This window comes from Litchfieldia stipae (genome assembly GCF_014837155.1).
Classification (GTDB): Bacteria; Bacillota; Bacilli; order Bacillales; family Bacillaceae_L; genus Litchfieldia.
In genome coordinates this window covers 11,970-35,524 of record NZ_JACYHA010000014.1, presented here as the reverse complement: position 1 = coordinate 35,524, position 23,555 = coordinate 11,970, and the positions used below count along the sequence as shown (strand labels likewise).

The following is a 23,555-nucleotide window of genomic DNA, read 5'->3' as shown; positions in this document are numbered from 1 at the left end:
ACTCAGTGGTTGCCTTAATTTTAATGGGCTGGACCTTTTTCAAAATTACTACCGCTAACGTCAGCAATATTTTCTATCGCAACTAACGCATTGGGGTCAATTTCTGCAACAATGGAACGAAGGGTAGATAGCTCTATTCTCGTTACAATTGTATAAATAATTTTTTTAGGCTCATTCGAGAAAACGCCCTGACCTTGAATGTAAGTCATTCCACGTCCTAATTGCTTCGTTAATTCCTCAGCAATGACTTCAGGAACATCAGAAATAATAGTAACAGATTTCAGCTCTTCCATCCCTTCTACGACAATATCAATCATTTTGTACGCAATATAATAGGTGATAATCGAGTACATGGCAGTTTCCCAGCTGAACACCAACAAGGCTGCAAGAATAAAAATAAATACATTAACACTCATGATGAATTGTCCAACAGATACTGGTCGTTTCTTACTTACAAGGATGGCAATAATTTCTGTACCGTCAAGAGCCCCACCTGTACGGATAACAAGACCGACCCCCGTTCCAAGAATTACTGCTCCAATAATGGTTGCTAGGAATAAATCATCTGTAACCGGCTCAAAATGATGGAAATAAGCGGTACTTGCAGACAAAATGACAACACCATATAAGGTATGTAAGGTGAATTTTAAGCCTAATCTACGATAGCCAATATAAAGGAAAGGTAGATTTAAAATGATAAGAAATACACTCATCATAAGTCCAGTTAATTCAGATGCAATGATGGATAAACCAATTACGCCACCATCGAGAATTTGATTTGGGACTAGAAATAATTCAAGGCCAATTCCAGCAATGATTGCTCCAATTGTAATCATCACTATCTGCTTAACTTCTGATACTATTCTCTTTTTCTTTGTGATTGTCATGGTATCATGACCTTCTTCCTGATAGAATATAGAGCATTATACCATTTGAAAACAAACTATAGCTAGTGAAAAAGGCTGACCATCCCACCTTTAGCAAGCTTCTGGAGGGCAGTCAACCTAGTTATTTTTCATTTGACTTTAATGAAAACGCATACCTTTTTCATCTTAAAAAACGAAAAGATTTATTATTTCTTTTCGAAGATATTTAACTCAAGTAGTGCGTTGATTACTTCATCACCTTCGTCTGAAGTAATTTCAACTTCTTGCCCTGGCTGTAATGAAAGTGCTAGCACACCAAGCAAACTTTTCGCGTCAACTACCCAATGCTCTTTCTTAATGAGGACAGTTCCCGGGAATTGACTAGTTGTATTCACGAGCTTACTTGCTGCTTCAGCAAAAATCGGTATTAGAACGGTAACAACCATTTAATAACACTCCTTTAGAATATGGACTTATCATCTTTAGTATAGATAGGGAAGCATAATAAGAGCAAGAGAAATTTAGATAATTAGAAAAATAGACAAAAAGAACGGGTGAAGGCACCCGCAAATAGACAAAATAATCATTAAGCACGGACTATAGATTCAAAGTTCCCCTTGTGTGAACCATCACAAAACGGTTTTTTCTCAGATAAACCACAGCGGCAAAGTGAGAAGGTTTGTTTTGTAGTAAACGCATTCCCTTCCGCATCAATAAGTTCAACATCTCCAGTAACTCGAAGTGATCCGTTATCATTTACTTTGATTTGTACCTTAGACAAATTCATCCCTCCTTTAAGTATAAAATCACGATCATCAATAGGTTGTCTTACAGGTCTGTTATAGATAGAATATGTATAACCTATAGAAATATGATAAAATGGATGCACAAAGAAGTAAAGGGGAACACTAACGGTGGAAATTACATTTACAAAAGAAGCAATTGAACGCTTACAAGATAAAGAAATCAATCATCAGAGCTTATTAAAGATAAAATATGAGACTGAAGGCTGTGGCTGTGTCGTAAGTGGCGTACCAACACTTTGGATCGTAGATCAACAAGAGGAGGACGAAGTAGAGTTCGCAACTAACCTTTGTACAGTCCTGTTAGAAAAAACAAAAATGGTCTTTTTCGATGAAAAGCTAACGATAGATTATGTTCAATCAGCAAACTGCTATTCACTAAAAAGCCCAAATCAGATCATTAATCCACGAATGATGTTAATAGAAAAGAGAGAAATAGCAGATGAATCAAAAGATTAAAGCAATCAAAAATGTAGCAGAAAATAAAACTTGGGTATCGTTTTTAAGTAATAATCACCCATTTAGTCTTCTTCACTGGTCTGTAGCAGGAAGTAACAAGGAACAAAAGGATGTATGGTTGATTCAAGATGAGGTATCATTTGAGGCAAAGGAGTTTGAAACCATTGACTTAGCCTTAGCTTATATTCAAGAAAACTATACAGATATTACAGATGTTCTAGGATAAGGCTGACCTCATGTCAGCCTTTTAACATTTCTTCTAGAAACTGATCGATGGCTTCTTCATATTCTTTTTGGTTATCCCCATAAGAATAGGCGTGGCGACCATTCTTAGCTATAAATAACTTTTTAGGACCGTCCTTCTGCTGATAAAGCTGTTTCGTCATTTCAGGCAGGATGTAATCATCCTTTGCACTATGGATAAACAAAACAGGGCTTTTAATGTTCGTTATGACGGAAATAGGTGACACATCCTCCATACGATAGCCATCCCGAAGCTTTAATAAATTATTTGCAATCGGAAGGACGGGGAAAGAAGGGAGCTTGAAGTCTTTTTTTAACAAATAACGAAGTTGCTCCTTAAAATCGGAGAAAGGACAGTCAACAATATAGAAATCCGCTCCATCTTCGACCATACCAGCATATAAAAGCGTCGTCACAGCGCCCATGGATTCGCCATGGATTCCAATGATACTATCCTCCCCATGATGTTCCTTAACCCAAGCAACCACTGATTGCAAATCAAACTTTTCATAATGACCATAACTTGTTGTATTCCCACCAGACTCGCCATGTCTTCGCTGGTCGTAAACGATGACATTCCAGCCACGATTTAAAAAGAGCTTCATATATTTAATCGAATTAATTTTATTCATCGTCACACCATGAGAAATGATCATGAACTTCTTGTTAGCTGTGGATCTCACAAACCATCCATGAATGGAATAGCCGAATTTAGATGGAATCATTAGACTTTCTTTATTTAAATTCTCCAATTCTTCAATTGAAAATCGCCCTTCAGCTATTTCTCGTTGAAGAATTGATTCATCACTTTTCTTCTTAATATAGATGACTTTATTCGTAAAAATAATCCCGACAGCTGTTAAAGAAGCAATCCCTGCTCCTAAGCAATAGAAAAGTTTTTTCATTAGTCATTTCCTCCAGTAGATATATAACCTATATTACCATGAAACAGCTAATGGTTGCTTGTGATATAATCTGATTAAAGTGGTCAAAGGGGGAAATTAATATGGCAAAAAAGAAACAAAAACAGCCATCTAAAAAGAAACAAGATGAGAAAAAATTAAGTCTAGGAGACTTATTAAATGAAGATATCGTTTCAAAACTAAAGAATACACAAAAAGAATTAAAGGAACAAGAAAAACTAGAATTAGAAAGAGAAGAAGAAAGAAAACGGAAAGAGCGAAAAGAACGAGAGAAAAATAAATCGTTCGAAGAGCTATTAAATGAGAGCCCATTAAAGTGGAGCGATTATAAATAAGAGGAAGTGCCAAGTCAAAGTTACTTGGCACTCACTTTTATAATCGATGCTGTTGATAACCTAATGATTTCGTTTGTTGTTGAATCTGAGCGACTTCGTCTTCTGTGAGTGGTGAAGAAGAGGCAGCATCGATATTTTCCCGCAATTGTCGGGTTGTACTTGCACCAGCAATAACAGAAGCCACACTTGAATGATGAAGTAGGTACTGTAACCCAATTTCAGTAAGTGAGCGTCCGTGACATATCTCTTTCAACGTGTTAACAACTGCCTCAAGCTCCTCAGGAGAATAATCTAAATATCCCTTAGCAAATAAATCTTGTTTTGAGCGATCAAAGGAACGTTCTGTTAGAAAGCCTTTAGCAACAGGGCCACGCGCAAGAACACTAATGTGATTCTCCTTCAATAGAGGAAGTACTTGTTCTTCAGGGCGTCGATCAAGGATGCTATACTGCATCATCACACTTATGATTGAAGAACGGTTAACATATTCACGAATAACAGTAGGGCGAATCGATGAAATACCATAATAACGAATGATTCCTTCTTTTTTTAACTCCTCAAACGCATCAATCACTTCATCAATATAGTCTTCCATTGTCCCACCGTGAAGCTGGTAAAGGTCGATATAGTCAGTTTGTAAACGATGTAAGCTGTCTTTAACAGCATTCATAATATGTTTTTTTGAAGGGTCCCATGACCAACCATCTTTCCCTCTTTCAAACCGATTCCCAACCTTTGTCGCTATAATAAGCTCTTGTCTCTTTGCTTTAATGGCTTTCCCAACAAATTCTTCATTTAGACCTTGATCGTATAAATCAGCCGTATCAAGATAATTAATTCCTGCATCAATCGCTTCATCAATAATCCTTCTTGCAGACTCTTCCTCCACACCAATACTCATACAGCCAAGGCCAACAACACTAGCATATAAATCAGAATTCCCGATTTGACGTTTCTTCATATGTATTCAGTCCTCCTATCCTTGTTCTCATTGTACCAATTTCTTCGGATATATCAAAAATAGTAGCTAGAGGAGAATACGTATGAAATTTAATAGATTTTTTGATTTAACGGGATGACTTTATTTCCGCTTTTTTTTACAGTAGCGTCCTGATTTGCAGTAATCCATTGTTCAACTGTATCAAACTGCTTACTGTACTCCTTAAGCTTTTGTCTTATCTCCCAAGACTTTCCGACCATGGTTAATCCTTTTTCCATTACATAGATTTTCATTCAAAGCTCACTCCTTCACCATTCATAATTTCAGGGCAAAATATGGTAAAATATATGAGTGTGAAATCATTGATAGAACAAGGAGCTGTAAGAATGGATCATTTAATAGAGAAGACGATAACAAGAAAAACAATCTTTGAAGGTAAAATTATCGATTTACATGTAGATGATGTGGAACTACCAAACGGGAAAACAAGTAAACGAGAAATCATAAAGCACCCTGGAGCAGTCGCCATTATTGCGATAACTGAAGACAATAAAATACTAATGGTCCGACAATATCGCAAACCAATGGAGAGAGCTTTAGTAGAAATCCCAGCTGGAAAGCTTGAAAAAGGAGAGGAACCGATTGTCACAGCACGAAGAGAACTAGAAGAAGAAACAGGGTATGTGTGTGAAACATTAGCACCATTGATCTCATTTTACACATCACCAGGCTTTGCAGATGAACTTGTTCATCTATTTGTAGCAGAAAAACTATCAAAAAAGGAAAATGCAGCATCACTTGATGAAGATGAATTTGTTGATTTACTAGAAGTTTCATTAGAAGAGGCACTTGTATTATTAGAAGAGAACCAAATCTATGACGCAAAAACGGCTTATGCTGTTCAATATCTGCAGCTACAAAAGGCGTTAGGTACAAATGAATAATTATTATGTAGACTTACATATCCATCTTGGCCGAACGAAGACAGGGAAACCAGTCAAAATTACGGGTGCGAGGTCATTAACCCTTGAAAATATCCTTGAAGAAGCGACCGAGGTCAAAGGGATGGATATGATTGGTGTGATTGATTGTCATGTGCCAGAAGTATTAGATGAGTTAGAGCAGCTAATTAAAGAAGGAATAGTGTTTCAATATGAAGACGGGGGGATGAGATTTAAGGATGTCACCCTCATCTTAGGTTCTGAAATTGAAATTTATGATGAGAAGTGCAGGGGACCTATTCATGTTCTTGCTTATCTGCCGACAATTGAAAAAATGCGAGAGTTCTCTAGGTGGTTAGCAGCAAGAATGAAGAATATCACATTGAGCTCTCAGCGAATCTATGAACAAGGAATTGTACTTCAACAAACAGTAAAAGATCTCTCAGGTTTATTCATACCTGCACATGTGTTTACACCATATAAGAGTTTATATGGAAAAGGGGTTAAGTCCACATTATCAGAGGTGTTTAACCCAAAACAGATTGATGCGATTGAGCTTGGGTTAAGTTCAAATACTAAAATGGCTGACCATATACAAGAGTTACACTCTTACACGTTTGTAACTAATTCAGATGCACATTCCCTAGCAAAAATTGCTAGAGAATATCAACAAATACGAATGGAGCAACCAACTTTTGAAGAATTGAGGAAGGCTCTCCATCAGCAATCCGGAAGACAAATTGTGGCAAACTATGGTCTTGATCCTTTACTTGGAAAGTATCATAAAACCACTTGTGAAGGCTGTGAAAAAGTAATAGAGGACATGGTGCAAGAGAGATGTCCCTACTGTGGGAATCAAAAGTTTGTAAAAGGAGTTTATAATCGCATCATGGAATTGGGGAATGAGGAATCAAAGTCCCCGTCTAATAGAGCTCCATACATTCATCAAGTCCCACTTGAATTTATCCCTGGATTAGGACCAAAAACATTAAAAAAACTGCGGGACTATTTTAAAACTGAAATGTCTATCATCCATGATGCACCTGAATCTGCGATAAAAGAACTGTTGCCCCAAAAAATAGCAGAAGCGATTATACTTGCAAGAGAGGGGAAATTAACGCTTCAATCTGGTGGTGGCGGTGTCTATGGAAAAGTCAAAAAATAATCAAAGCTCCTAACCTAAAGGGGCTTTTTTTAGTTGAAAAGGAAAATGAGATAAAATCTCTTATCAGAAGTCATAGTTTCTAAAAAAAATCATAGAATCTAGTAAGAGACTGATAGGAGGAACGACGAAATGAAAAAACAGACTCCGATAAAACTAACATTATTGAATCATGGGCGTGAGCATGCCTCTATTTACATATTTATAACCGTGCTCTTTTTAATGGGGGTTATTTTTGGTGCAGTTGTTGTTAATAGCTTAAATGTAGGTCAAAAAGAAGATTTATACTATTATTTAGGACAGTTCTTTGGACAAGTACAAGAAGGTAGATTTGCAACAGCTACTGAAATGTTTAAACAAAGCTATTTTCATAATATAAAGTCAGTTGGATTAATGTGGTTACTAGGGATTTCCATTATTGGCTTACCAGTCATACTAATTCTCTTGTTTTTAAAAGGAGTGGTCGTAGGATTCACAGTAGGTTTCTTAGTGAATCAAATGGGCTGGGACGGATTTCTGTTATCCCTTGTATCAGTGCTTCCACAAAATCTGTTGATTATTCCTACATTTATCATCATTGGAACAATCTCAGTTTCGTTTTCACTGAAGATGATTAGGCAGCAATTCATGAAACGATCAAACGAACCTATTATACAGTTATTCACTAAATATACACTTGCCATGGTAGGAATTAGTGTCGTATTATTATTTGCCTCAGGATTCGAAGCATTTGCCTCACCACACCTCATGAAAGGTGTCATCGATGTTTTCAAGTAAAGGTTGTTTTCGTATATATTGTTGCTTTTGATACCGCAGCCTGAATACACTCCGCGTTCTGTGGGAGCCAACTAGTCCCACGGGAGTCCCCCGTGTATTCAGTTGCTAGAAATCTATTCTCAACTAATTCACCTCAAAAAACAACAAACTTTGAGAAAACAGCCAAAGTAAAAATTATAAATTATAATCACTTTTATATAATAAGAATTATTTTTATTAATTTGTAATAATTTTATTTGGACAGTTCCCGTATCTTTGCTATAATAGGATGGTAATGGCGAGGGAGGGAATTGTTTGATGGAAAATCGGATTGAACGGATCAAGAAGCAGTTGCATTCATCAAGCTACAAATTAACACCACAGCGTGAAGCGACTGTAAGAGTACTTCTTGAACATGAAGAGGATCATTTGAGTGCGGAAGATGTATACCTCCTCGTTAAAGAAAAAGCGCCGGAAATTGGTTTAGCCACTGTGTATCGAACATTAGAATTATTAACGGAGCTTAAGATCGTTGATAAGATCAATTTTGGTGATGGAGTTTCAAGATATGATTTGCGCCAAGAGGGTGCTGCTCATTTTCATCATCATTTAGTATGTATTGAGTGCGGTGCGGTTGATGAAATTCAAGAAGACCTTCTTGAGGATGTAGAAGAAATTGTTGAAACAAAATGGAACTTCAAAATAAAAGATCATCGTCTCACATTCCATGGTATTTGCCATCGATGCCACGAAAAAACTGAGACAGATACTATAGAGAATTGAATCTAGAGGCAGTCCAAAAGTCTGAGTCATACTAAACTTTTGAACTGCTTTTTAGTTTGAGAAAATCCCGAAATGTGGGACGAGGTAGGACGAATCATCCTTTTTTCAAAAGTTTAGACAAGTATGTATAAAACCAGCTTATTTTGGCATATCTTCTAATAAACGTAACAATTGGAGGATAAAGAAATGAGACAAATGCTTCATATGATGTTCGGTACCATCAAAATCTTTATTTTATTTACTGGATGCACCATTTTGTTCTATTATGGTATTATGTGGGTCAATCAAGAATACGAAAATTATCACCGATATGATGAACCACAGGGGACAGCAGTAAAGGTATCAACAGTAGGTGAAACAGAATATAAATGGTTTGATCGTTTGAAGTTTTTTTACCATTATGGGGAGTAGTATAACATGGAAGACGAAATCAAAGATTTCTTGCATTATTTAATTGTTGAGAGACGATTAGCTGAGAATACAATTGTTTCATATGAGAGGGATTTAAAAGAATATCATAAGTATATGGTCAATGTAGAAAAGATGACTTCTTATAATGAAATAGCTAGATTACATATTCTTCAATTTCTTAAATATTTAAAAGAGCGAGGAAAGTCTACAAAGACCATTGCAAGGAATATTGCTTCGATTAGATCCTTTCATCAATTTCTTCTTAGAGAGAAGAGAATAAATCAAGATCCAACAATTCATATTGAGTCACCACAACAAACAAAAACACTTCCGAAGGTCTTAAATCTATCAGAGGTAGAAGCCCTGCTAGAAGCTCCTGAAGATAATGTATTTGGGATAAGAGACAAAGCGATGTTAGAGTTATTGTATGCTACAGGGATTCGTGTAAGTGAATTGATTAGCTTGAATCTGCAGGATGTTCACCTAACAATGGGTTTTATTCGCTGCACAGGTAAGGGCAATAAGGAGCGAATTATTCCATTAGGCTCGACAGCAGCAAAGGCGATTACTGCTTATATAGAGGGAAGTCGCCCGAATCTCTTGAAAAAAGACCAGTCAGAGGCCCTATTTTTAAACCATCATGGAAACAGGATCTCAAGACAGGGGTTTTGGAAGAATTTAAAGAAATTAACAAGCAGAGCCAATATTCAAAAGGCTTTGACGCCACATACTTTACGCCACTCATTTGCAACACATCTATTAGAAAATGGTGCGGACATAAGAGCAGTGCAAGAAATGCTTGGACATGCAGATATTTCAACCACTCAAATTTATACTCATGTGACAAAAGCAAGATTAAAAGACGTATATAATCAATACCATCCAAGAGCATAATGGTAGGAATATGATTACTAGGAAGAACTTAGTAGTCTATTTTTTTTCTACTAATTAATCAAAACGTAAAATATTCGTAATATATCAATGTTTTTGCTTGCAATCATAGACTATGAATTTTATACTCAGGTTGTCAGACTTCTGACAAGTGGTTGGACATGGATTAGCAACCAAATCAAAGGGGAATATAATCGTAAGAAGAGTGCTAAATAATACATAGTGAGTTAGATGAGTAAAGCTTGATAGGAGGAAATTGTGTGTCATTCAATACATATAAGCGAGTGTTTTTAATTGTAATGGATTCAGTTGGCATAGGTGAAGCTCCGGATGCTGAAAAATTTGGAGATATAGGCTCTGATACATTAGGGCATATTGCGGATCATCTAGGTGGTCTTAAAATGCCAGCAATGCAAAAGTTGGGATTAGGAAATATTAAAGAAGTACAAGGAATTACAAAGGTTGATAAGCCAATGGCTGCTTACACAAAAATGGAAGAGGCATCAAATGGAAAAGATACAATGACTGGTCATTGGGAGCTTATGGGTCTCCATATTGATACACCTTTCCGTGTATTTCCAGATGGCTTTCCAGACGAACTCTTGCAAGAAATAAAAGAAAAAACAGGCAGAGACATTCTTGGGAATAAACCAGCATCAGGTACTGAAATCATGGATGAGCTGGGTGAGGAACACATGAAAACTGGTGCGTTAATTGTCTATACATCAGCAGATTCTGTCTTGCAGATTGCCGCACACGAAGAAATTGTTCCACTAGATGAGCTCTACAAAATTTGTGAAATTGCTCGTGAGTTAACACTGGATGAAAAATACATGGTAGGTCGTGTCATAGCAAGACCGTTTGTAGGATCTCCAGATCAGTTTGAACGAACCTCTAACAGGCATGATTATGCACTAAAGCCATTTGATCGCACAGTGATGAATGAGTTAGCAGATGCAGGGCTTGATGTTATTTCTATCGGCAAAATTGCAGATATCTATGATGGTGAAGGCGTAACAAAAGCATTAAGAACAAAGTCGAATATGGATGGAATGGATAAATTAGTTGAAACTCTACATATGGACTTCACTGGCTTAAGCTTTCTGAACCTAGTTGATTTTGATGCTCTCTACGGTCATCGAAGAGATCCTGCAGGCTATGGAAAAGCATTAGAGGATTATGACGCTAGACTACCGGAAGTATTAGAACTGTTAAAAGAAGATGATTTATTAATCATTACTGCAGATCACGGAAATGATCCAACCTTTAAAGGTACAGACCACACACGTGAATATGTTCCATTGTTAGCATACAGTCCTAGTATGACAAGTGGAAATGAATTTCCTACACGCAAGACATTTGCGGATGTAGGTGCAACAATTGCTGAAAATTTCAAGGTTAACATGCCAAAACATGGTGAAAGTTTTCTTTCATTAATCAGGGGGAATTCAAATGTTAAATAAAAAAACAATCGACGTCTCTACAAGCTTCTTACAAGATAAATTTCCTACAGCACCAGAAATAGGGTTGATTCTAGGTTCGGGACTAGGGGTACTGGCAGATGAAATCGAAAATGCAATCAAAATCCCATATCAGGAGATACCGGAATTTCCTGTTTCAACAGTAGAAGGTCACGCTGGTCAATTAGTGTATGGAACACTGAATGGGAAAACGGTTATTGCGATGCAAGGGCGTTTCCATTTTTATGAGGGATATAGCTTTGACAAAGTAACCTTCCCTGTTCGAGTAATGAAAGCACTTGGTGTGAATTCTTTAATTGTAACAAATGCAGCAGGTGGGATTAATGAATCCTTCCAGGCTGGAGACTTAATGCTAATTAGTGATCATATCAATAATATGGGGACTAATCCGTTAATCGGTGAGAATGATCCAAACTTAGGTGTTCGTTTCCCTGATATGTCAGAAGCTTACTCAAAAGAGCTGAGAGAGCTTGCCAAAAAAATAGCAGCGAGTTTGAATATTCCTATTAAAGAAGGAGTATACGTGGGTAATACAGGACCTAGTTATGAAACTCCAGCAGAAGTAAGAATGCTAAGAGTGCTTGGTGGGGACGCTGTTGGTATGTCAACCGTACCAGAAGTCATTGTTGCTAGACATTCAGGTATGAAAGTGCTTGGGATTTCTTGTATCTCTAATATGGCAGCAGGTATATTAGATCAACCTCTGACACATGATGAAGTAATGGAGACAACAGAAATGGTTAAAGCAAACTTCCTGTCTTTTGTAAAGGAAATCATTAATCAGCTTTAATCTGAGTACATAGCTTTTTAAGATTGCAAGCAGAAGGAAAAGGTGAAAATGATGAGAATGGTTGATTTAATTGAGAAGAAGAGAGACGGACAGTCACTTACGAAAGCAGAAATATCTTTTATTATAGACGGTTATACAAAAGGCGATATTCCTGATTATCAAATGAGTGCTTTTACAATGGCCGTTTTCTTTCGTGGAATGACTGATATTGAGCGTGCAGATTTCACATTAGCCATGGTAGATTCGGGAGAGTCCATTGATTTAGCTGCAATAGAAGGTATAAAGGTAGATAAGCATAGTACAGGTGGGGTTGGAGATACAACAACGCTTGTCCTTGCACCGCTTGTTGCCTCAGTTGGTGTACCAGTCGCAAAAATGTCTGGACGAGGTCTAGGACATACTGGTGGAACGATTGATAAGCTCGAGGCTGTTCCAGGCTTCCATGTTGAAATCACAAATGAGGAGTTTATTGAGCTAGTAAATAAGAACAAGGTAGCTGTCATCGGACAAAGTGGAAATCTAACACCTGCAGACAAAAAACTCTATTCCTTAAGAGATGTTACAGCAACAGTAAATAGCATTCCGTTGATTGCAAGCTCTATCATGAGTAAAAAAATTGCAGCAGGTGCAGATGCGATTGTTTTGGATGTTAAAACAGGTGCAGGTGCATTTATGAAGGATTTTGCTGAGGCGAAGGAATTAGCAGGAGCAATGGTTGATATCGGTAATAATGTAGGTCGTCATACGATTGCCGTCATAACGGATATGAGCCAACCACTTGGCTATGCGATTGGAAATGCACTAGAAGTTCAAGAAGCCATTGATACTTTAAAAGGTGAGGGACCAAGCGATTTAGAAGAATTATGTCTTACATTAGGAAGCCAGATGGTGTATTTAGCGAAAAAGGCAGAAACCCTCGAGCAAGCAAGAGAACTTCTCTCAGAAGCTATTCGCAATGGTCAGGCATTGGAAACATTAAAGACGTTCTTAAGTGCTCAAGGTGGAGACGCTTCAGTGGTCGATGACTACTCAAAGCTTCCACAAGCAACATATAAAATTGAGCTTGCAGCAAAAGAAGATGGCTATGTTTCAGCTATCGTTGCTGATGGAGTTGGTACAGCCGCAATGCTGTTAGGAGCTGGAAGAGCAACGAAAGAATCTGTCATTGATTTAGCTGTAGGATTGCTTTTAAGAAAGAAAATCGGCGATAAGGTGTCAAAAGGCGAGAGTCTAGTAACAATCTACAGTAATAATGAGGATATAAAGGAAGTTAAGAATAAATTATATCAAAGTATACAGATCTCATCAGAGAAAGTAGAAAGCCCAACATTAATTCTAGATAAAATAATCTAATGACTAACAGGTAATTGATCAAATGCGATCATTTGCCTGTTTTTTTTGTTCCAAAAATGATTGAAAAATAATGCCAAAATTGACCAAAATTTTTGTATAGATTTGATTGATTTGGGAAAAATGGGATGTATATAAGAATGGAGGGTTTGGAGATGAAACGCTTTTTCATTAGTTTATTACTATTTTCAATGATAGTTTCTGTTAGTGCCCCTTATACTTTTGCTGAGGAAAAAGGCACATCTGTGAATCTAGCTGATAACGCTAGATCAGCAGTTGTTATTGAAAGAGATACAGGAACAGTACTCTACGATAAAAATAGTCATGAAAAACTACCACCTGCAAGTATGACGAAAATTATGACAATGCTATTAATTATGGAAGAGATTGACAAAGGAAATCTTTCTCTAGAAGAAAAAATCCGCACTAGTGAGCATGCTGCTTCAATGGGAGGTTCACAGATTTTCCTCGAAGCTGGTGAGGAAATGACTGTGGATGAAATGCTCCGTGGAATTGCAATCGCATCAGGTAATGATGCATCTGTAGCAATGGCAGAGAGAATCGCTGGGTCTGAGGAAGCATTTGTAGAAAAAATGAACCAAAAAGTAAAAGAATTGGGATTGAAGAATACTTTATTTCAAAATCCAACAGGTTTACCAGCAGAAAATCACTATAGTACATCCTATGATATGGCCATTATGGCAAAAGAGCTCTTAAAGTATGAAATGATTACCAAGTATACTGGGAAATATGAAGATTATTTAAGAGAAAATACTGAGAAAAAGTTTTGGTTAGTTAATACAAATCGACTTGTGAAGTTTTATCCAGGTGTTGATGGATTAAAGACAGGATACACTAGCGAAGCAAAATATTGTTTAACAGCTACAGCTGAAAAAGACGGGATGCGTCTCATTACCGTTGTCATGGGGGCACCTACTCCAAAGGAACGTAATGCACAAATTACAAAAATGCTTGACTATGGATTCAGTCAATATAAAACACATCCAATGTTTGAGAGAAACGAAATAGTTTCAGAGGCCAAGGTTGGTAAAGGTAGTGAAAAGAAAGTAGATTTAGTGACATCCGAGCCTATTTCTGTGTTAACAAAAAAAGGTGAAGCAATTGATGATGTGAAAAAGGAATTTGTTGTGAAAGAGGATGTAAAAGCACCTGTCAAAAAAGGTGATGTGCTCGGCACGTTAATTATAAAGAAAAATAATGAAGTATTAAGTGAAAGTCCCCTAGTAGCTAAAGAGGATATTGAAGAAGCTAGCTGGTGGAAATTATTTAAGCGAACAATTGGTACATTTACAAAATCCTCGTAGAAAAAATTAACTAGTTTTGACGAATGAACACTAGTTTTGTCATGAAGAAGGAATCTTGAAGGGTTTTATAGAAAGACTCATTATACGAAAAGCAAGGAGGAAAGTGTAGTGAGTCTCGCAATAGAACTAGAAGTTAAACATAATGTATTGTGCATTCGTCTTACTGGTGAATTAGATCATCATGCTGCAGAGGAATTGCGTCAAAAGGTATCAAGTGTAATAGAAAGTAAAGATATTAATCATATTTTATTAAACCTGGAACATTTGTCCTTCATGGACAGTTCAGGCCTAGGTGTAATACTAGGGCGTTACAAGCAGGTGAAAAGCAAGGGTGGAGAAATGGTTGTTTGCTCAATCTCTCCATCAGTGAAACGCTTGTTTGATATGTCAGGCTTATTTAAAATTATCCGTTTAGAAACAGATGAAGATTACGCGTTGCGGACATTGGGGGTGGCTTAACATGAAGAATGAGATGCAACTTCAATTCTCAGCGCTTAGTCAGAATGAATCTTTTGCACGTGTAACTGTAGCTGCTTTCATTGCTCAGCTAGATCCAACACTAGATGAGCTTACAGAGATTAAAACAGTTGTTTCAGAAGCTGTTACAAATGCAATTATTCATGGATATGATAATAATCCAGAAGGCGTTGTATATATTTCTTGTACGCTTGAAGATAATAGTGTGGTTTCAATTACGATAAGAGATGAAGGAATCGGGATCTCAAATCTCGAGGAAGCTCGTCAACCTTTATTTACAACCAAGCCAGAGCTTGAGCGTTCTGGAATGGGCTTTACAATTATGGAGAATTTCATGGACGAGGTCGAAATCGCAACATCAGAATCGAACGGCACTATTTTACGTTTGAAAAAGCATTTATCAAAGAGCAATGCGTTATGCAATTAAGGAGACTAGCCTATGGATGTGGAGGTCAAGAACGATAAAACTGAAACGTATTTGAAGGATCATGAAGTAAAAAGCTTGATAAAACGAAGTCAAAATGGTGAACAAGATGCAAGAGACCTAATTGTCCAGAAAAATATGCGGTTAGTTTGGTCCGTTGTTCAACGCTTCTTAAATCGAGGGTATGAACCAGATGATTTATTTCAAATTGGTTGTATTGGATTGTTGAAATCAGTAGATAAGTTTGACTTATCTTATGATGTGAAATTTTCAACCTATGCAGTCCCAATGATCATTGGAGAGATCCAGCGATTTATTCGGGATGATGGTACAGTGAAAGTCAGTCGATCCTTGAAGGAAACTGGTAATAAAATTAGGAAAGCAAAGGATGAATTATCTAAGCGTCTTGGGCGAATTCCAACAGTAATTGAGATTGCTGAATTTCTTGAAATCACCCCAGAGGATGTAGTGTTAGCACAAGAGGCTAGTCGAACACCATCATCCATTCACGAGACCGTGTATGAAAACGATGGTGACCCAATTACTTTATTAGACCAGATAGCAGATAATAATGAAACGAAATGGTTTGACAAAATAGCATTAAAGGAAGCAATTCGAGAATTAGATGAGAGAGAGCGTTTGATTGTTTATCTAAGGTATTATAAGGATCAAACACAATCAGAGGTTGCGACTAGACTTGGAATATCTCAGGTTCAAGTTTCAAGACTCGAGAAAAAGATACTTCAGCAAATGAAAGACCAAATGGATGCATAGCATCTGTTTGGTCTTTTTTTTGGGCTGTTTTCGTATATATTGTTGCTTTTGATACCGCAGCCTGAATACACTCCGCGTCCTGTGGGGTAACCGGTGAGCCTCCTCGTCGCTTGTGCTCCTGCGGGGTCTCACTTTGGCTACTAGTCCCACGGGAGTCTCCGTGTATTCAGTCTGCTAGAAATCTATACTCAACTAATTCACCTCAAAAAACAACAATCTTTGAGAAAACAGCCTTTTTTTGTAAACGGGCTTCCTCCGCTTTTCGGTGATGTCTAGCTGCAGAAGCCACATCCTACGGCTGCTTCACAACTTCTGTCGAGACCAAGGTCTCTCGTCAGTTGCTCCAGCATCCTATGGATGTAAACGGGCTTCTTCCGCTTTTCGATGATGTCCAGCTACAGAAGCCATCGGCTCGGGGTCATAAGTCAGTCACTTCGGAAGGCATAAAACGCCTTCTGTCAGCGCCTGTCTTATGCCTGTCGCCGATAAACAGGCTTCTTCCGCTTTTCGATGATGTCCAGCTGCAGAAGCCACATCCTACGGCTGCTTCACAACTTCTGTCGAGACCAAGGTCTCTCGTCAGTTGCTCCAGCATCCTATGGATGTAAACGGGCTTCCTCCGCTTTTCGGTGATGTCTAGCTACAGAAGCCATCGGCTCGGGGTCATAAGTCAGTCACTTCGGAAGGCATAAAACGCCTTCTGTCAGTGCCTGTCTTATGCCTGTCGCCGATAAACGGGCTTCTTCCGCTTTTCGATGATGTCCAGCTGCAGAAGCCACATCCTACGGCTGCTTCACAACTTCTGTCGAGACCAAGGTCTCTCGTCAGTTGCTCCAGCATCCTATGGATGTAAACGGGCCTCCTCCGCTTTTCGTGGTAATTAATGGTGTTTGAGGGTTGTTTGTATTAGAGAATGTAGCAAATACCATACTACAGGTACAAGGATAACAATGTGTAGGGTGTGAAGGTAATGGAGAAGACAATTTATGTACGCTTGCGCCACCGCATTCAAGTTAAACCTAATCAAATGGTCAGATTAAGCGATATTGCTCAAATTATTTGTGACAGAGAAGATCAGAGTAAGCAAATTCGTAACATCCCGATTTATCAGATTTCATTACAAGATAAAACAATTATTGTTATCGACATTATGTTAGTCATTCAGAAAATAAAAGCCTTTGATCCAGAATCCGATATTCAAACATTAGGACCATCTCAAGTATTAATAGAAATAGTCTATACAAAAAGGAAATTTCCTTTCATATTTTTTATCGCCATATGGTTTTTATTGTTTTTTGGTGCAGCACTAACGATTATGAACTTTCACGAGGATGTGAGCATGCAACAGGTGCATCAGAAAATGTATGAGTTGATAACCGGAGAGAAACAAGACCATCCACTTTTACTTCAAGTCCCATATTCAATTGGGTTGGGATTAGGGATGATTTTGTTTTTTAATCACATTTTCAAGAAAAGAATCAATGAAGAACCAAGTCCACTAGAAGTAGAGATGTTTAATTATCAACAAGATTTAGATAATTATTTAATTATTAACGAAAATAAGGAAAGTACGAAAAAAGTAGATGATCATTAAATACTTTTTTATCATTTTTATCGGATTAGCTAGTGGACTTGCTGTTGGAGCAGGGTTTGTCGCTTTCTTAACCGTATTAGGTATCATCCCGAGACTAACTCAACTGACAAAGACTAGAAAATATATTCACTTCATTGAATGGGGAGTCGTGTTTGGTGCCCTAGCAGGTGGATGGTTTAGTCTAACAGATTCGATGTTATCCTTACCAGCATTTATCATTGTTCCAATTGGATTAGCATGTGGAATCTATGTTGGAATGCTAGCTGCAGCATTAACAGAGGTACTTAATGTATGGCCAATACTAGCAAAGCGAATAAGAGTGGAAGACAAAATTATAACACTTTTAATGGCCATCGTACTTGGGAAAGTAGCAGGTTCACTCTTTCATTGGTTATATTATGTGAATCTTTAATTCAGACTCCGTTCATAGGGAGGAAATAAAGTGGCTGATCGATTAAAAGAAGATTATCTAAATAAGATTAAACAATTCCAGCCTAAACAACCGCTATTCGTAAACTGTGTGAAGGCTTTTGTGGTTGGAGGGTTCATTTGTGTTATTGGTCAAGGTATTCAAAATCTCTATATGAATGTCTTTAACTTTACTGAAAAAACAGTCGCAAATCCGACAGTAGCAACATTGATATTAATTGCATCAATTCTCACGGGACTGGGTGTTTATGATAAAATCGGCCAATTTGCAGGAGCGGGTTCTGCCGTGCCAGTTACAGGTTTTGCAAATTCAATGACAAGTGCAGCACTTGAGCATAAAAGCGAAGGGATAGTTCTTGGTATTGCTACAAATATGTTTAAATTAGCCGGAAGTGTACTTGTATTTGGTGTAGTGGCGACATATGTTGTCGGACTCATTCGATACTTAATTCACCTCGCATTATAGAAATGAGAGGAAGATGAGAAATGAAGCTAATTGGAAAACAAACCTGGAAATACGAGCATCCAATTTATATTAACTCTGTCGGTACTGCGGTAGGACCAAAAGAAGCAGAAGGACCACTAGGGTTTCAATTTGATATAACGCATAAGGATTTGCATTGCGGCGAGGAAAACTGGGAGCTTGCTGAACGAAGATTAATGGAACAGTCAGTTACTTCATGTCTAGAAAAAGTGAACCTTAATTATACTGATATTGATCTGTTTTTAGCTGGCGATTTATTAAATCAAAATGTGACATCAAATTATGTGGCAAGACATACTAACATTCCATTCTTATGTATGTTTGGGGCATGTTCAACCTCGATGGAAACGTTGGCTGTTGGTTCAGCTCTTGTGGAGGCTGGTTTTGCAAAAAGAATCATCGCATCAACAAGTAGCCATAATGCAACGGCTGAAAGGCAGTTTCGATATCCTACTGAATATGGTGGACAAAAACCAAATACAGCAACTTTTACAGTGACTGGTGCGGGTACAGCCTTAGTAAGTAGAGAGGAGGGACCAGTGCAAATTACTTCTGCGACGATAGGTCGAGTAAACGATTTAGGCGTAAGTAACCCATTTGATATGGGGTCAGCTATGGCACCTGCTGCTGCGGATACAATTAAGGCTCATTTTGAAGATCTTGGGACGAGTCCTTCAGACTATGACCTGATTGTAACAGGTGATTTATCTGGAATTGGGAGTCCGATCGTTAGACAGCTTTTACTTGAAGAAGGATATGATCTGGAAACAAAACATAATGATTGCGGGTTGATGATTTACTCAAAGGATCAACAAACCTTTGCTGGTGGAAGTGGTTGTGCTTGCTCAGCAGTCGTAACTTATGGTCATATTATGAAACAATTAATTCTTGGACATTTGAAGAGGGTACTTGTAGTTGCGACGGGGGCATTACTAAGTCCGACAATGATCCAGCAAAAAGAATCAATTCCAACCATTGCACATGCAGTTGTACTTGAAAGGTCAAATATAGAAAAAGGATGATCTGAAGTGGAATATTTAATTGCATTTTTAGTTGGTGGGGGCATTTGCGTAATCGGACAAATCTTATTAGATGTGGCAAAGCTTACACCAGCACATGTTATGAGCACATTTGTAGTTGTTGGAGCAATCCTTGATGGGTTTGATATATATGATCAATTTATTGAATTTGCTGGTGCGGGTGCAACCGTACCTATTACAAGCTTTGGACACTCATTACTGCATGGAGCTATGCATCAAGCAGATGAGCATGGATTGATTGGAATAGGAATTGGAATCTTCGAATTAACATCTGCTGGTATTTCCTCTGCTATTCTGTTTGCATTTATCGTCGCTTTACTATTTAAACCGAAAGGATAATGTGTATGAAAAAAGACCGCAGAAAGGTGATTCTTGTTACAGATGGAGATGAGTATGCGTTAAAGACAATAGAATATATTGCTTCAGAATTTGGTGGGAGATGTATTTCGAAAACACAGGGCAATCCAACAACTCTATCTGGACCAGAAATCGTGAAATTAATCCTCCAAACTCCAAACGATCCAGTATTCGTTATGTTTGATGATAGCGGGTTTATTGGAGAGGGTGCAGGTGAGCTTGCATTAAAGTATGTGGCTACTGATAAAAGGATTGAAGTCTTAGGAATCATTGCGGTTGCTTCAAAAACACATCAGGATGAATGGGCAAGAGTGGATGTTAGTATTGATCGATTTGGAAATCTGACTCATTTTGGAGTGGATAAAAGTGGTGTTGAGGAATTTGACATTGGACGAATTAATGGCGATACGGTCTATTGCTTGGACGAGCTAGAGGTCCCCATCATTGTTGGAATAGGAGATATAGGAAAGATGGCAAGAAAGGACCATGTTCAAAATGGGTCTCCGATCACTAAAAAAGCAGTGGAGTTGATTTTAGAAAGGAGTGGGTATTATGATAAATAGCACTCAAAATAAAACACCTATATCTGCAGATATTCAGGTAAACGAGCAATTCTTTAAAGAGCATGTTGAAATTGGGACAGGAAGCTTTGATATTGGAGTAAGAAAGATTAAAATCCAAAAAAAACAACTTCATTTATATTATTTGAATGGGTTATGTGATACAAACTTTATTATTCAGTTATTAAAAGAACTAGTAAATACAAATGATAAGGAAAAACTAACAAATCAAGCGATTGAAATTATTGAAAATCGGATGGTTCACCAGCAGGTCTCAACAGTGAAAAATCTTGATGAAGCTGTTGATAAATTATTATCTGGGCTAATCATAATTCTAATTGAGAGCGAAGATACAGGATTAGCAGTTGATGTAAGAAGTTATCCTGGACGGAATCCAGAAGAACCTGATACTGAAAAAGTGATTAGGGGCGCAAGAGATGGCTACACTGAAAACATTGTTGTGAATGTTGCCCTTACGAGAAGAAGGATAAGAGATGAAAGATTAAGAAATGAAATTATCCAGATTGGGGAAAGGTCAAAAACTGATGTATGCATTTCCTATGTTAAGGATGTGGCTAACCCAGCATTAGTTGAAAAAATAAGAGATGAATTGAATGCAATAGAAGTCGATGGACTAACAATGGCTGATAAAACCATCGAGGAATTTTTAGTTAAACAAGGGTATAATCCATATCCACTAGTAAGGTATACAGAACGTCCAGATGTGGCTGCTAATCATTTATTAGAAGGACACGTAATTATTACGGTTGACACGTCGCCAAGTGTCATTATCACACCGACTACTATGTTTCATCATGTGCAGCATGCAGAGGAGTACCGGCAAGCACCATCTGTTGGAACGTTTTTAAGATGGGTTCGATTTTTAGGAATAATAGCATCGATCTATTTACTACCACTTTGGTTTTTGTTTGTATTAGAACCAGATTTATTGCCTAAAGCATTAGATTTCATAGGGCCAAGTGAAAAAGGGAATATTCCATTGGTGGTTCAAATATTCCTTGCGGATATGGGGATTGAATTTTTAAGGATGGCTGCTATTCATACTCCGACACCTTTATCAACGGCAATGGGGTTAATTGCGGCTGCGTTAATTGGTCAAATTGCTATTGATGTTGGTTTATTTGTACCAGAAGTAATTATGTATGTTGCAGTGGCTGCGATTGGTACCTTTGCTACACCAAGCTATGAATTAAGTGCTGCTAATAAAATGGCCAGACTGATATTATTAATTGCAGTAGCTATTTTTAAACTGCCTGGTTTTGTAATCGGAGCTACAGTCTATTTTCTCCTATTAGCAAGCATTAGATCGCTTAATACCCCATACCTATGGCCATTCCTCCCATTTAATGGGAAGGCATTATGGGAAATTATCATTCGTTCTTCCGTTCCAGGTCAAAGATTAAGACCTAGCATTGTGCACCCACAAAATCCTTTTAAAAAACATAAATAATAATAAACGATTGAATCATTGCATGATTGTTTAGGTTATGGTATTTTAATCTCTATATAGCTGTAACTTAGAAGTCGAAGATATAGATAAAAAACAGCTACTGGTTTAGAGCCAAGCTGTCTTTTTTTTAGATGAAAAGAGGGAACGGATAATGTATCTACATGGAACTAGTCGTGTCAATGATCAAGGACATTTAGAAATAGGTGGGGTTGATACGATTGAATTAACAAAAAAATATGGGACTCCTCTATACGTATATGATACTGCATTGATTCGTGAAAGAGCGAAAAGCTTTCGAGACACTTTTGTCCATTTAGGAATTAAAGCTCAGGTTGCTTATGCTAGTAAAGCCTTCTCCACAGTAGCAATGATTCAACTTGTTGAAGAAGAAGGCTTGTCACTAGATGTTGTATCTGGTGGAGAATTATATACAGCACTACAGGCGGGATTCCCAGTAGAGAGAATTCATTTTCATGGGAATAACAAAAGCTACGAAGAACTTGAAATGGCAATTAAGCACAAAATAGGTTGTATTGTTGTAGATAATTTCTATGAGCTTGCACTTTTAGATGAAATTAGTAACAAGCATCAAGTGAAAACTCCGATTCTATTAAGAGTAACGCCAGGAATTGAAGCGCACACTCACGATTATATTCTAACTGGGCAAGAAGACTCTAAATTTGGCTTCGGGTTAGAAAATGGACAAGCTGACACTGCTGTTGAAACTGTTCTCTCATTAACGGGTGTTTCATTGCTAGGAATTCATTGTCATATAGGATCTCAAATCTTTGAGACTACTGGATTTATTCTAGCTGTAAAGAAAATGTTTGGAAAATTACGTGATTGGAAAGAAGCTCATCACTATATTCCAGAGGTTCTAAATCTAGGTGGAGGGTTTGGGATTCGATATACCCAAGAAGATGACCCGATTCCTGTATCACGCTATGTTGAAGAAATCATTGGGGAAGTAAAGAAGCAATCTGCAGAGATGAATATTGATGTACCAGAAATTTGGATAGAGCCAGGTCGTTCCTTGGTTGGAGATGCAGGGACAACCTTGTACTCAGTTGGATCAAGAAAAGAAGTGCCAAATATCCGCAATTATGTGGCGATTGATGGAGGCATGAACGATAATATTAGACCTGCATTATATCAAGCTAAATATGAAGCAGTCCTTGCCAATCGTGTGTATGATGAAGTAGAAGAAACGGTATCAATCGCAGGTAAATGCTGTGAGTCTGGGGACATGTTGATATGGGATTTACCACTGCCGAAATCAAATTCAGCAGATGTATTAGCGGTATTTTGTACTGGTGCATATGGGTATTCAATGGCGAATAATTATAATCGTATTCCTCGTCCACCAGTTGTTTTTATTGAGAATGGTGAGGATCAATTGGTTGTGAAGCGTGAAAGCTTTGAAGATATTGTACGATTAGATATGCCACTTAAATCCAATGTAAAAAAATAAAGTGAAGAGGTTTAT

Annotated in this window: 29 protein-coding genes and 1 pseudogene; 24 read left to right on the top strand and 6 right to left on the bottom strand. The window is 37.7% G+C overall.

Annotation, left to right across the window (positions count from 1 at the left end; all coding sequences use genetic code 11):
* Positions 1 to 20: 20 nt before the first annotated feature.
* The 3 genes from F7888_RS15535 to F7888_RS15525 all read right to left on the bottom strand — a co-directional run bounded on the left by F7888_RS15535 (position 21) and on the right by F7888_RS15525 (position 1,653).
* Complete coding sequence (locus F7888_RS15535) at positions 21 to 887, bottom strand: YitT family protein (RefSeq protein WP_191781008.1); 867 nt, start codon at positions 885 to 887, stop codon at positions 21 to 23.
* 185 nt (positions 888 to 1,072) lie between these two features.
* The gene (locus F7888_RS15530) at positions 1,073 to 1,312 is read right to left on the bottom strand and encodes an HPr family phosphocarrier protein (RefSeq protein ID WP_191781006.1); all 240 of its coding nucleotides are present in this window, start codon (positions 1,310 to 1,312) and stop codon (positions 1,073 to 1,075) included.
* A gap of 140 nt (positions 1,313 to 1,452) precedes the next feature.
* On the bottom strand, positions 1,453 to 1,653 hold the full coding sequence (locus tag F7888_RS15525; protein WP_191781004.1) for a CDGSH iron-sulfur domain-containing protein: 201 nt from the start codon (positions 1,651 to 1,653) through the stop codon (positions 1,453 to 1,455).
* A 127-nt stretch (positions 1,654 to 1,780) separates the two neighbouring features.
* Here F7888_RS15525 and F7888_RS15520 point away from each other — a divergent pair, with 127 nt between their 5' ends.
* Positions 1,781 to 2,128 (top strand): iron-sulfur cluster biosynthesis family protein, encoded by a 348-nt coding sequence (locus F7888_RS15520; protein ID WP_191781002.1) that lies wholly within the window; start codon positions 1,781 to 1,783, stop codon positions 2,126 to 2,128.
* Positions 2,112 to 2,354 (top strand): DUF2552 family protein, encoded by a 243-nt coding sequence (locus F7888_RS15515; RefSeq protein WP_191781000.1) that lies wholly within the window; start codon positions 2,112 to 2,114, stop codon positions 2,352 to 2,354. The genes F7888_RS15520 and F7888_RS15515 overlap by 17 nt, the downstream gene beginning before the upstream one ends.
* A 13-nt stretch (positions 2,355 to 2,367) precedes the next feature.
* Here F7888_RS15515 and F7888_RS15510 read toward each other — a convergent pair whose 3' ends face one another.
* A complete protein-coding gene (locus tag F7888_RS15510; protein ID WP_191780998.1) occupies positions 2,368 to 3,276 on the bottom strand; it encodes an alpha/beta hydrolase in 909 nt (302 codons plus the stop codon).
* A gap of 101 nt (positions 3,277 to 3,377) precedes the next feature.
* Between F7888_RS15510 and F7888_RS15505 the strand changes: the two genes are divergently transcribed.
* Positions 3,378 to 3,629 carry a YqkE family protein gene (locus F7888_RS15505; RefSeq protein ID WP_191780996.1) on the top strand — a complete coding sequence of 84 codons (252 nt, stop codon included), beginning with the start codon at positions 3,378 to 3,380 and terminating at the stop codon, positions 3,627 to 3,629.
* 37 nt (positions 3,630 to 3,666) lie between these two features.
* On the opposite strand, the gene F7888_RS15500 is transcribed toward F7888_RS15505, so the two are convergent.
* Both F7888_RS15500 and mciZ read right to left on the bottom strand, forming a co-directional pair.
* Positions 3,667 to 4,590 carry an aldo/keto reductase gene (locus tag F7888_RS15500; protein ID WP_191780995.1) on the bottom strand — a complete coding sequence of 308 codons (924 nt, stop codon included), beginning with the start codon at positions 4,588 to 4,590 and terminating at the stop codon, positions 3,667 to 3,669.
* 149 nt (positions 4,591 to 4,739) lie between these two features.
* Positions 4,740 to 4,862 (bottom strand): annotated as a pseudogene (gene mciZ, locus F7888_RS15495) (Z-ring formation inhibitor MciZ); the annotation flags it as partial.
* Between the two features lie 93 nt (positions 4,863 to 4,955).
* Here mciZ and F7888_RS15490 point away from each other — a divergent pair.
* The 21 genes from F7888_RS15490 to lysA all read left to right on the top strand — a co-directional run bounded on the left by F7888_RS15490 (position 4,956) and on the right by lysA (position 23,540).
* Entirely contained in the window at positions 4,956 to 5,513 is a 558-nt protein-coding gene (locus F7888_RS15490) for an NUDIX domain-containing protein (RefSeq protein WP_191780991.1), read from the top strand.
* Positions 5,506 to 6,675, top strand: a complete 1,170-nt coding sequence (locus tag F7888_RS15485) for an endonuclease Q family protein (RefSeq protein ID WP_191780989.1) — start codon at positions 5,506 to 5,508, stop codon at positions 6,673 to 6,675. Before F7888_RS15490 ends, F7888_RS15485 begins: the two co-directional genes overlap by 8 nt.
* A gap of 129 nt (positions 6,676 to 6,804) precedes the next feature.
* Entirely contained in the window at positions 6,805 to 7,449 is a 645-nt protein-coding gene (gene spoIIM / locus F7888_RS15480; protein ID WP_191780987.1) for a stage II sporulation protein M, read from the top strand.
* 297 nt (positions 7,450 to 7,746) lie between these two features.
* Complete coding sequence (gene fur / locus F7888_RS15475; protein WP_191780984.1) at positions 7,747 to 8,211, top strand: ferric iron uptake transcriptional regulator; 465 nt, start codon at positions 7,747 to 7,749, stop codon at positions 8,209 to 8,211.
* 186 nt (positions 8,212 to 8,397) lie between these two features.
* The gene (locus F7888_RS15470) at positions 8,398 to 8,622 is read left to right on the top strand and encodes a YqzK family protein (RefSeq protein WP_191780982.1); all 225 of its coding nucleotides are present in this window, start codon (positions 8,398 to 8,400) and stop codon (positions 8,620 to 8,622) included.
* Between the two features lie 6 nt (positions 8,623 to 8,628).
* On the top strand, positions 8,629 to 9,516 hold the full coding sequence (xerD, locus tag F7888_RS15465; protein ID WP_191780980.1) for a site-specific tyrosine recombinase XerD: 888 nt from the start codon (positions 8,629 to 8,631) through the stop codon (positions 9,514 to 9,516).
* Between the two features lie 257 nt (positions 9,517 to 9,773).
* Positions 9,774 to 10,976, top strand: coding sequence for a phosphopentomutase (gene deoB / locus F7888_RS15460; RefSeq protein WP_191780978.1), 1,203 nt, complete (start codon positions 9,774 to 9,776; stop codon positions 10,974 to 10,976).
* A complete protein-coding gene (locus tag F7888_RS15455; protein ID WP_191780975.1) occupies positions 10,966 to 11,784 on the top strand; it encodes a purine-nucleoside phosphorylase in 819 nt (272 codons plus the stop codon). Before deoB ends, F7888_RS15455 begins: the two co-directional genes overlap by 11 nt.
* 51 nt (positions 11,785 to 11,835) lie before the next feature.
* Positions 11,836 to 13,137 carry a pyrimidine-nucleoside phosphorylase gene (locus F7888_RS15450; protein ID WP_191781127.1) on the top strand — a complete coding sequence of 434 codons (1,302 nt, stop codon included), beginning with the start codon at positions 11,836 to 11,838 and terminating at the stop codon, positions 13,135 to 13,137.
* 152 nt (positions 13,138 to 13,289) lie between these two features.
* Positions 13,290 to 14,459 carry a D-alanyl-D-alanine carboxypeptidase family protein gene (locus tag F7888_RS15445; RefSeq protein WP_191780973.1) on the top strand — a complete coding sequence of 390 codons (1,170 nt, stop codon included), beginning with the start codon at positions 13,290 to 13,292 and terminating at the stop codon, positions 14,457 to 14,459.
* A 108-nt stretch (positions 14,460 to 14,567) separates the two neighbouring features.
* On the top strand, positions 14,568 to 14,918 hold the full coding sequence (spoIIAA, locus tag F7888_RS15440) for an anti-sigma F factor antagonist (protein ID WP_191780971.1): 351 nt from the start codon (positions 14,568 to 14,570) through the stop codon (positions 14,916 to 14,918).
* Position 14,919: 1 nt separating this feature from the next.
* Positions 14,920 to 15,363, top strand: coding sequence for an anti-sigma F factor (gene spoIIAB, locus F7888_RS15435; protein ID WP_191780969.1), 444 nt, complete (start codon positions 14,920 to 14,922; stop codon positions 15,361 to 15,363).
* A 12-nt stretch (positions 15,364 to 15,375) separates the two neighbouring features.
* Positions 15,376 to 16,134: an RNA polymerase sporulation sigma factor SigF gene (gene sigF / locus F7888_RS15430; RefSeq protein WP_191780967.1), complete on the top strand. Its 759-nt coding sequence runs from the start codon at positions 15,376 to 15,378 to the stop codon at positions 16,132 to 16,134.
* A 970-nt stretch (positions 16,135 to 17,104) separates the two neighbouring features.
* Positions 17,105 to 17,728: a stage V sporulation protein AA gene (locus F7888_RS15425; RefSeq protein ID WP_191780965.1), complete on the top strand. Its 624-nt coding sequence runs from the start codon at positions 17,105 to 17,107 to the stop codon at positions 17,726 to 17,728.
* Positions 17,718 to 18,140, top strand: coding sequence for a stage V sporulation protein AB (locus tag F7888_RS15420; protein ID WP_191780963.1), 423 nt, complete (start codon positions 17,718 to 17,720; stop codon positions 18,138 to 18,140). Before F7888_RS15425 ends, F7888_RS15420 begins: the two co-directional genes overlap by 11 nt.
* A 30-nt stretch (positions 18,141 to 18,170) precedes the next feature.
* Positions 18,171 to 18,623: a stage V sporulation protein AC gene (gene spoVAC / locus F7888_RS15415; RefSeq protein WP_191780961.1), complete on the top strand. Its 453-nt coding sequence runs from the start codon at positions 18,171 to 18,173 to the stop codon at positions 18,621 to 18,623.
* A 20-nt stretch (positions 18,624 to 18,643) separates the two neighbouring features.
* Complete coding sequence (gene spoVAD / locus F7888_RS15410) at positions 18,644 to 19,663, top strand: stage V sporulation protein AD (protein WP_191780959.1); 1,020 nt, start codon at positions 18,644 to 18,646, stop codon at positions 19,661 to 19,663.
* A 6-nt stretch (positions 19,664 to 19,669) separates the two neighbouring features.
* The gene (gene spoVAE / locus F7888_RS15405; protein WP_191780957.1) at positions 19,670 to 20,020 is read left to right on the top strand and encodes a stage V sporulation protein AE; all 351 of its coding nucleotides are present in this window, start codon (positions 19,670 to 19,672) and stop codon (positions 20,018 to 20,020) included.
* Positions 20,021 to 20,025: 5 nt separating this feature from the next.
* Positions 20,026 to 20,601, top strand: a complete 576-nt coding sequence (gene spoVAEA, locus F7888_RS15400; RefSeq protein WP_191780955.1) for a stage V sporulation protein SpoVABEA — start codon at positions 20,026 to 20,028, stop codon at positions 20,599 to 20,601.
* A complete protein-coding gene (locus F7888_RS15395) occupies positions 20,591 to 22,069 on the top strand; it encodes a spore germination protein (RefSeq protein ID WP_191780953.1) in 1,479 nt (492 codons plus the stop codon). The genes spoVAEA and F7888_RS15395 overlap by 11 nt, the downstream gene beginning before the upstream one ends.
* A gap of 151 nt (positions 22,070 to 22,220) precedes the next feature.
* Complete coding sequence (gene lysA / locus F7888_RS15390) at positions 22,221 to 23,540, top strand: diaminopimelate decarboxylase (RefSeq protein ID WP_191780951.1); 1,320 nt, start codon at positions 22,221 to 22,223, stop codon at positions 23,538 to 23,540.
* The last annotated feature ends 15 nt before the right edge of the window (positions 23,541 to 23,555 follow it).

Excerpts from the sequence above, each read along its gene's own strand:
- F7888_RS15535 (WP_191781008.1), bottom strand. The coding sequence starts at position 887 with ATGACAATCACAAAGAAAAAGAGAATAGTATCAGAAGTTAAGCAGATA.
- F7888_RS15530 (WP_191781006.1), bottom strand. The coding sequence starts at position 1,312 with ATGGTTGTTACCGTTCTAATACCGATTTTTGCTGAAGCAGCAAGTAAG.
- F7888_RS15525 (WP_191781004.1), bottom strand. The coding sequence starts at position 1,653 with ATGAATTTGTCTAAGGTACAAATCAAAGTAAATGATAACGGATCACTT.
- F7888_RS15515 (WP_191781000.1), top strand. The coding sequence starts at position 2,112 with ATGAATCAAAAGATTAAAGCAATCAAAAATGTAGCAGAAAATAAAACT.
- F7888_RS15510 (WP_191780998.1), bottom strand. The coding sequence starts at position 3,276 with ATGAAAAAACTTTTCTATTGCTTAGGAGCAGGGATTGCTTCTTTAACA.
- F7888_RS15505 (WP_191780996.1), top strand. The coding sequence starts at position 3,378 with ATGGCAAAAAAGAAACAAAAACAGCCATCTAAAAAGAAACAAGATGAG.
- F7888_RS15500 (WP_191780995.1), bottom strand. The coding sequence starts at position 4,590 with ATGAAGAAACGTCAAATCGGGAATTCTGATTTATATGCTAGTGTTGTT.
- F7888_RS15490 (WP_191780991.1), top strand. The coding sequence starts at position 4,956 with ATGGATCATTTAATAGAGAAGACGATAACAAGAAAAACAATCTTTGAA.
- F7888_RS15485 (WP_191780989.1), top strand. The coding sequence starts at position 5,506 with ATGAATAATTATTATGTAGACTTACATATCCATCTTGGCCGAACGAAG.
- spoIIM (WP_191780987.1), top strand. The coding sequence starts at position 6,805 with ATGAAAAAACAGACTCCGATAAAACTAACATTATTGAATCATGGGCGT.
- fur (WP_191780984.1), top strand. The coding sequence starts at position 7,747 with ATGGAAAATCGGATTGAACGGATCAAGAAGCAGTTGCATTCATCAAGC.
- F7888_RS15470 (WP_191780982.1), top strand. The coding sequence starts at position 8,398 with ATGAGACAAATGCTTCATATGATGTTCGGTACCATCAAAATCTTTATT.
- xerD (WP_191780980.1), top strand. The coding sequence starts at position 8,629 with ATGGAAGACGAAATCAAAGATTTCTTGCATTATTTAATTGTTGAGAGA.
- F7888_RS15455 (WP_191780975.1), top strand. The coding sequence starts at position 10,966 with ATGTTAAATAAAAAAACAATCGACGTCTCTACAAGCTTCTTACAAGAT.
- F7888_RS15450 (WP_191781127.1), top strand. The coding sequence starts at position 11,836 with ATGAGAATGGTTGATTTAATTGAGAAGAAGAGAGACGGACAGTCACTT.
- F7888_RS15445 (WP_191780973.1), top strand. The coding sequence starts at position 13,290 with ATGAAACGCTTTTTCATTAGTTTATTACTATTTTCAATGATAGTTTCT.
- spoIIAB (WP_191780969.1), top strand. The coding sequence starts at position 14,920 with ATGAAGAATGAGATGCAACTTCAATTCTCAGCGCTTAGTCAGAATGAA.
- sigF (WP_191780967.1), top strand. The coding sequence starts at position 15,376 with ATGGATGTGGAGGTCAAGAACGATAAAACTGAAACGTATTTGAAGGAT.
- F7888_RS15425 (WP_191780965.1), top strand. The coding sequence starts at position 17,105 with ATGGAGAAGACAATTTATGTACGCTTGCGCCACCGCATTCAAGTTAAA.
- F7888_RS15420 (WP_191780963.1), top strand. The coding sequence starts at position 17,718 with ATGATCATTAAATACTTTTTTATCATTTTTATCGGATTAGCTAGTGGA.
- spoVAD (WP_191780959.1), top strand. The coding sequence starts at position 18,644 with ATGAAGCTAATTGGAAAACAAACCTGGAAATACGAGCATCCAATTTAT.
- spoVAEA (WP_191780955.1), top strand. The coding sequence starts at position 20,026 with ATGAAAAAAGACCGCAGAAAGGTGATTCTTGTTACAGATGGAGATGAG.
- F7888_RS15395 (WP_191780953.1), top strand. The coding sequence starts at position 20,591 with ATGATAAATAGCACTCAAAATAAAACACCTATATCTGCAGATATTCAG.
- lysA (WP_191780951.1), top strand. The coding sequence starts at position 22,221 with ATGTATCTACATGGAACTAGTCGTGTCAATGATCAAGGACATTTAGAA.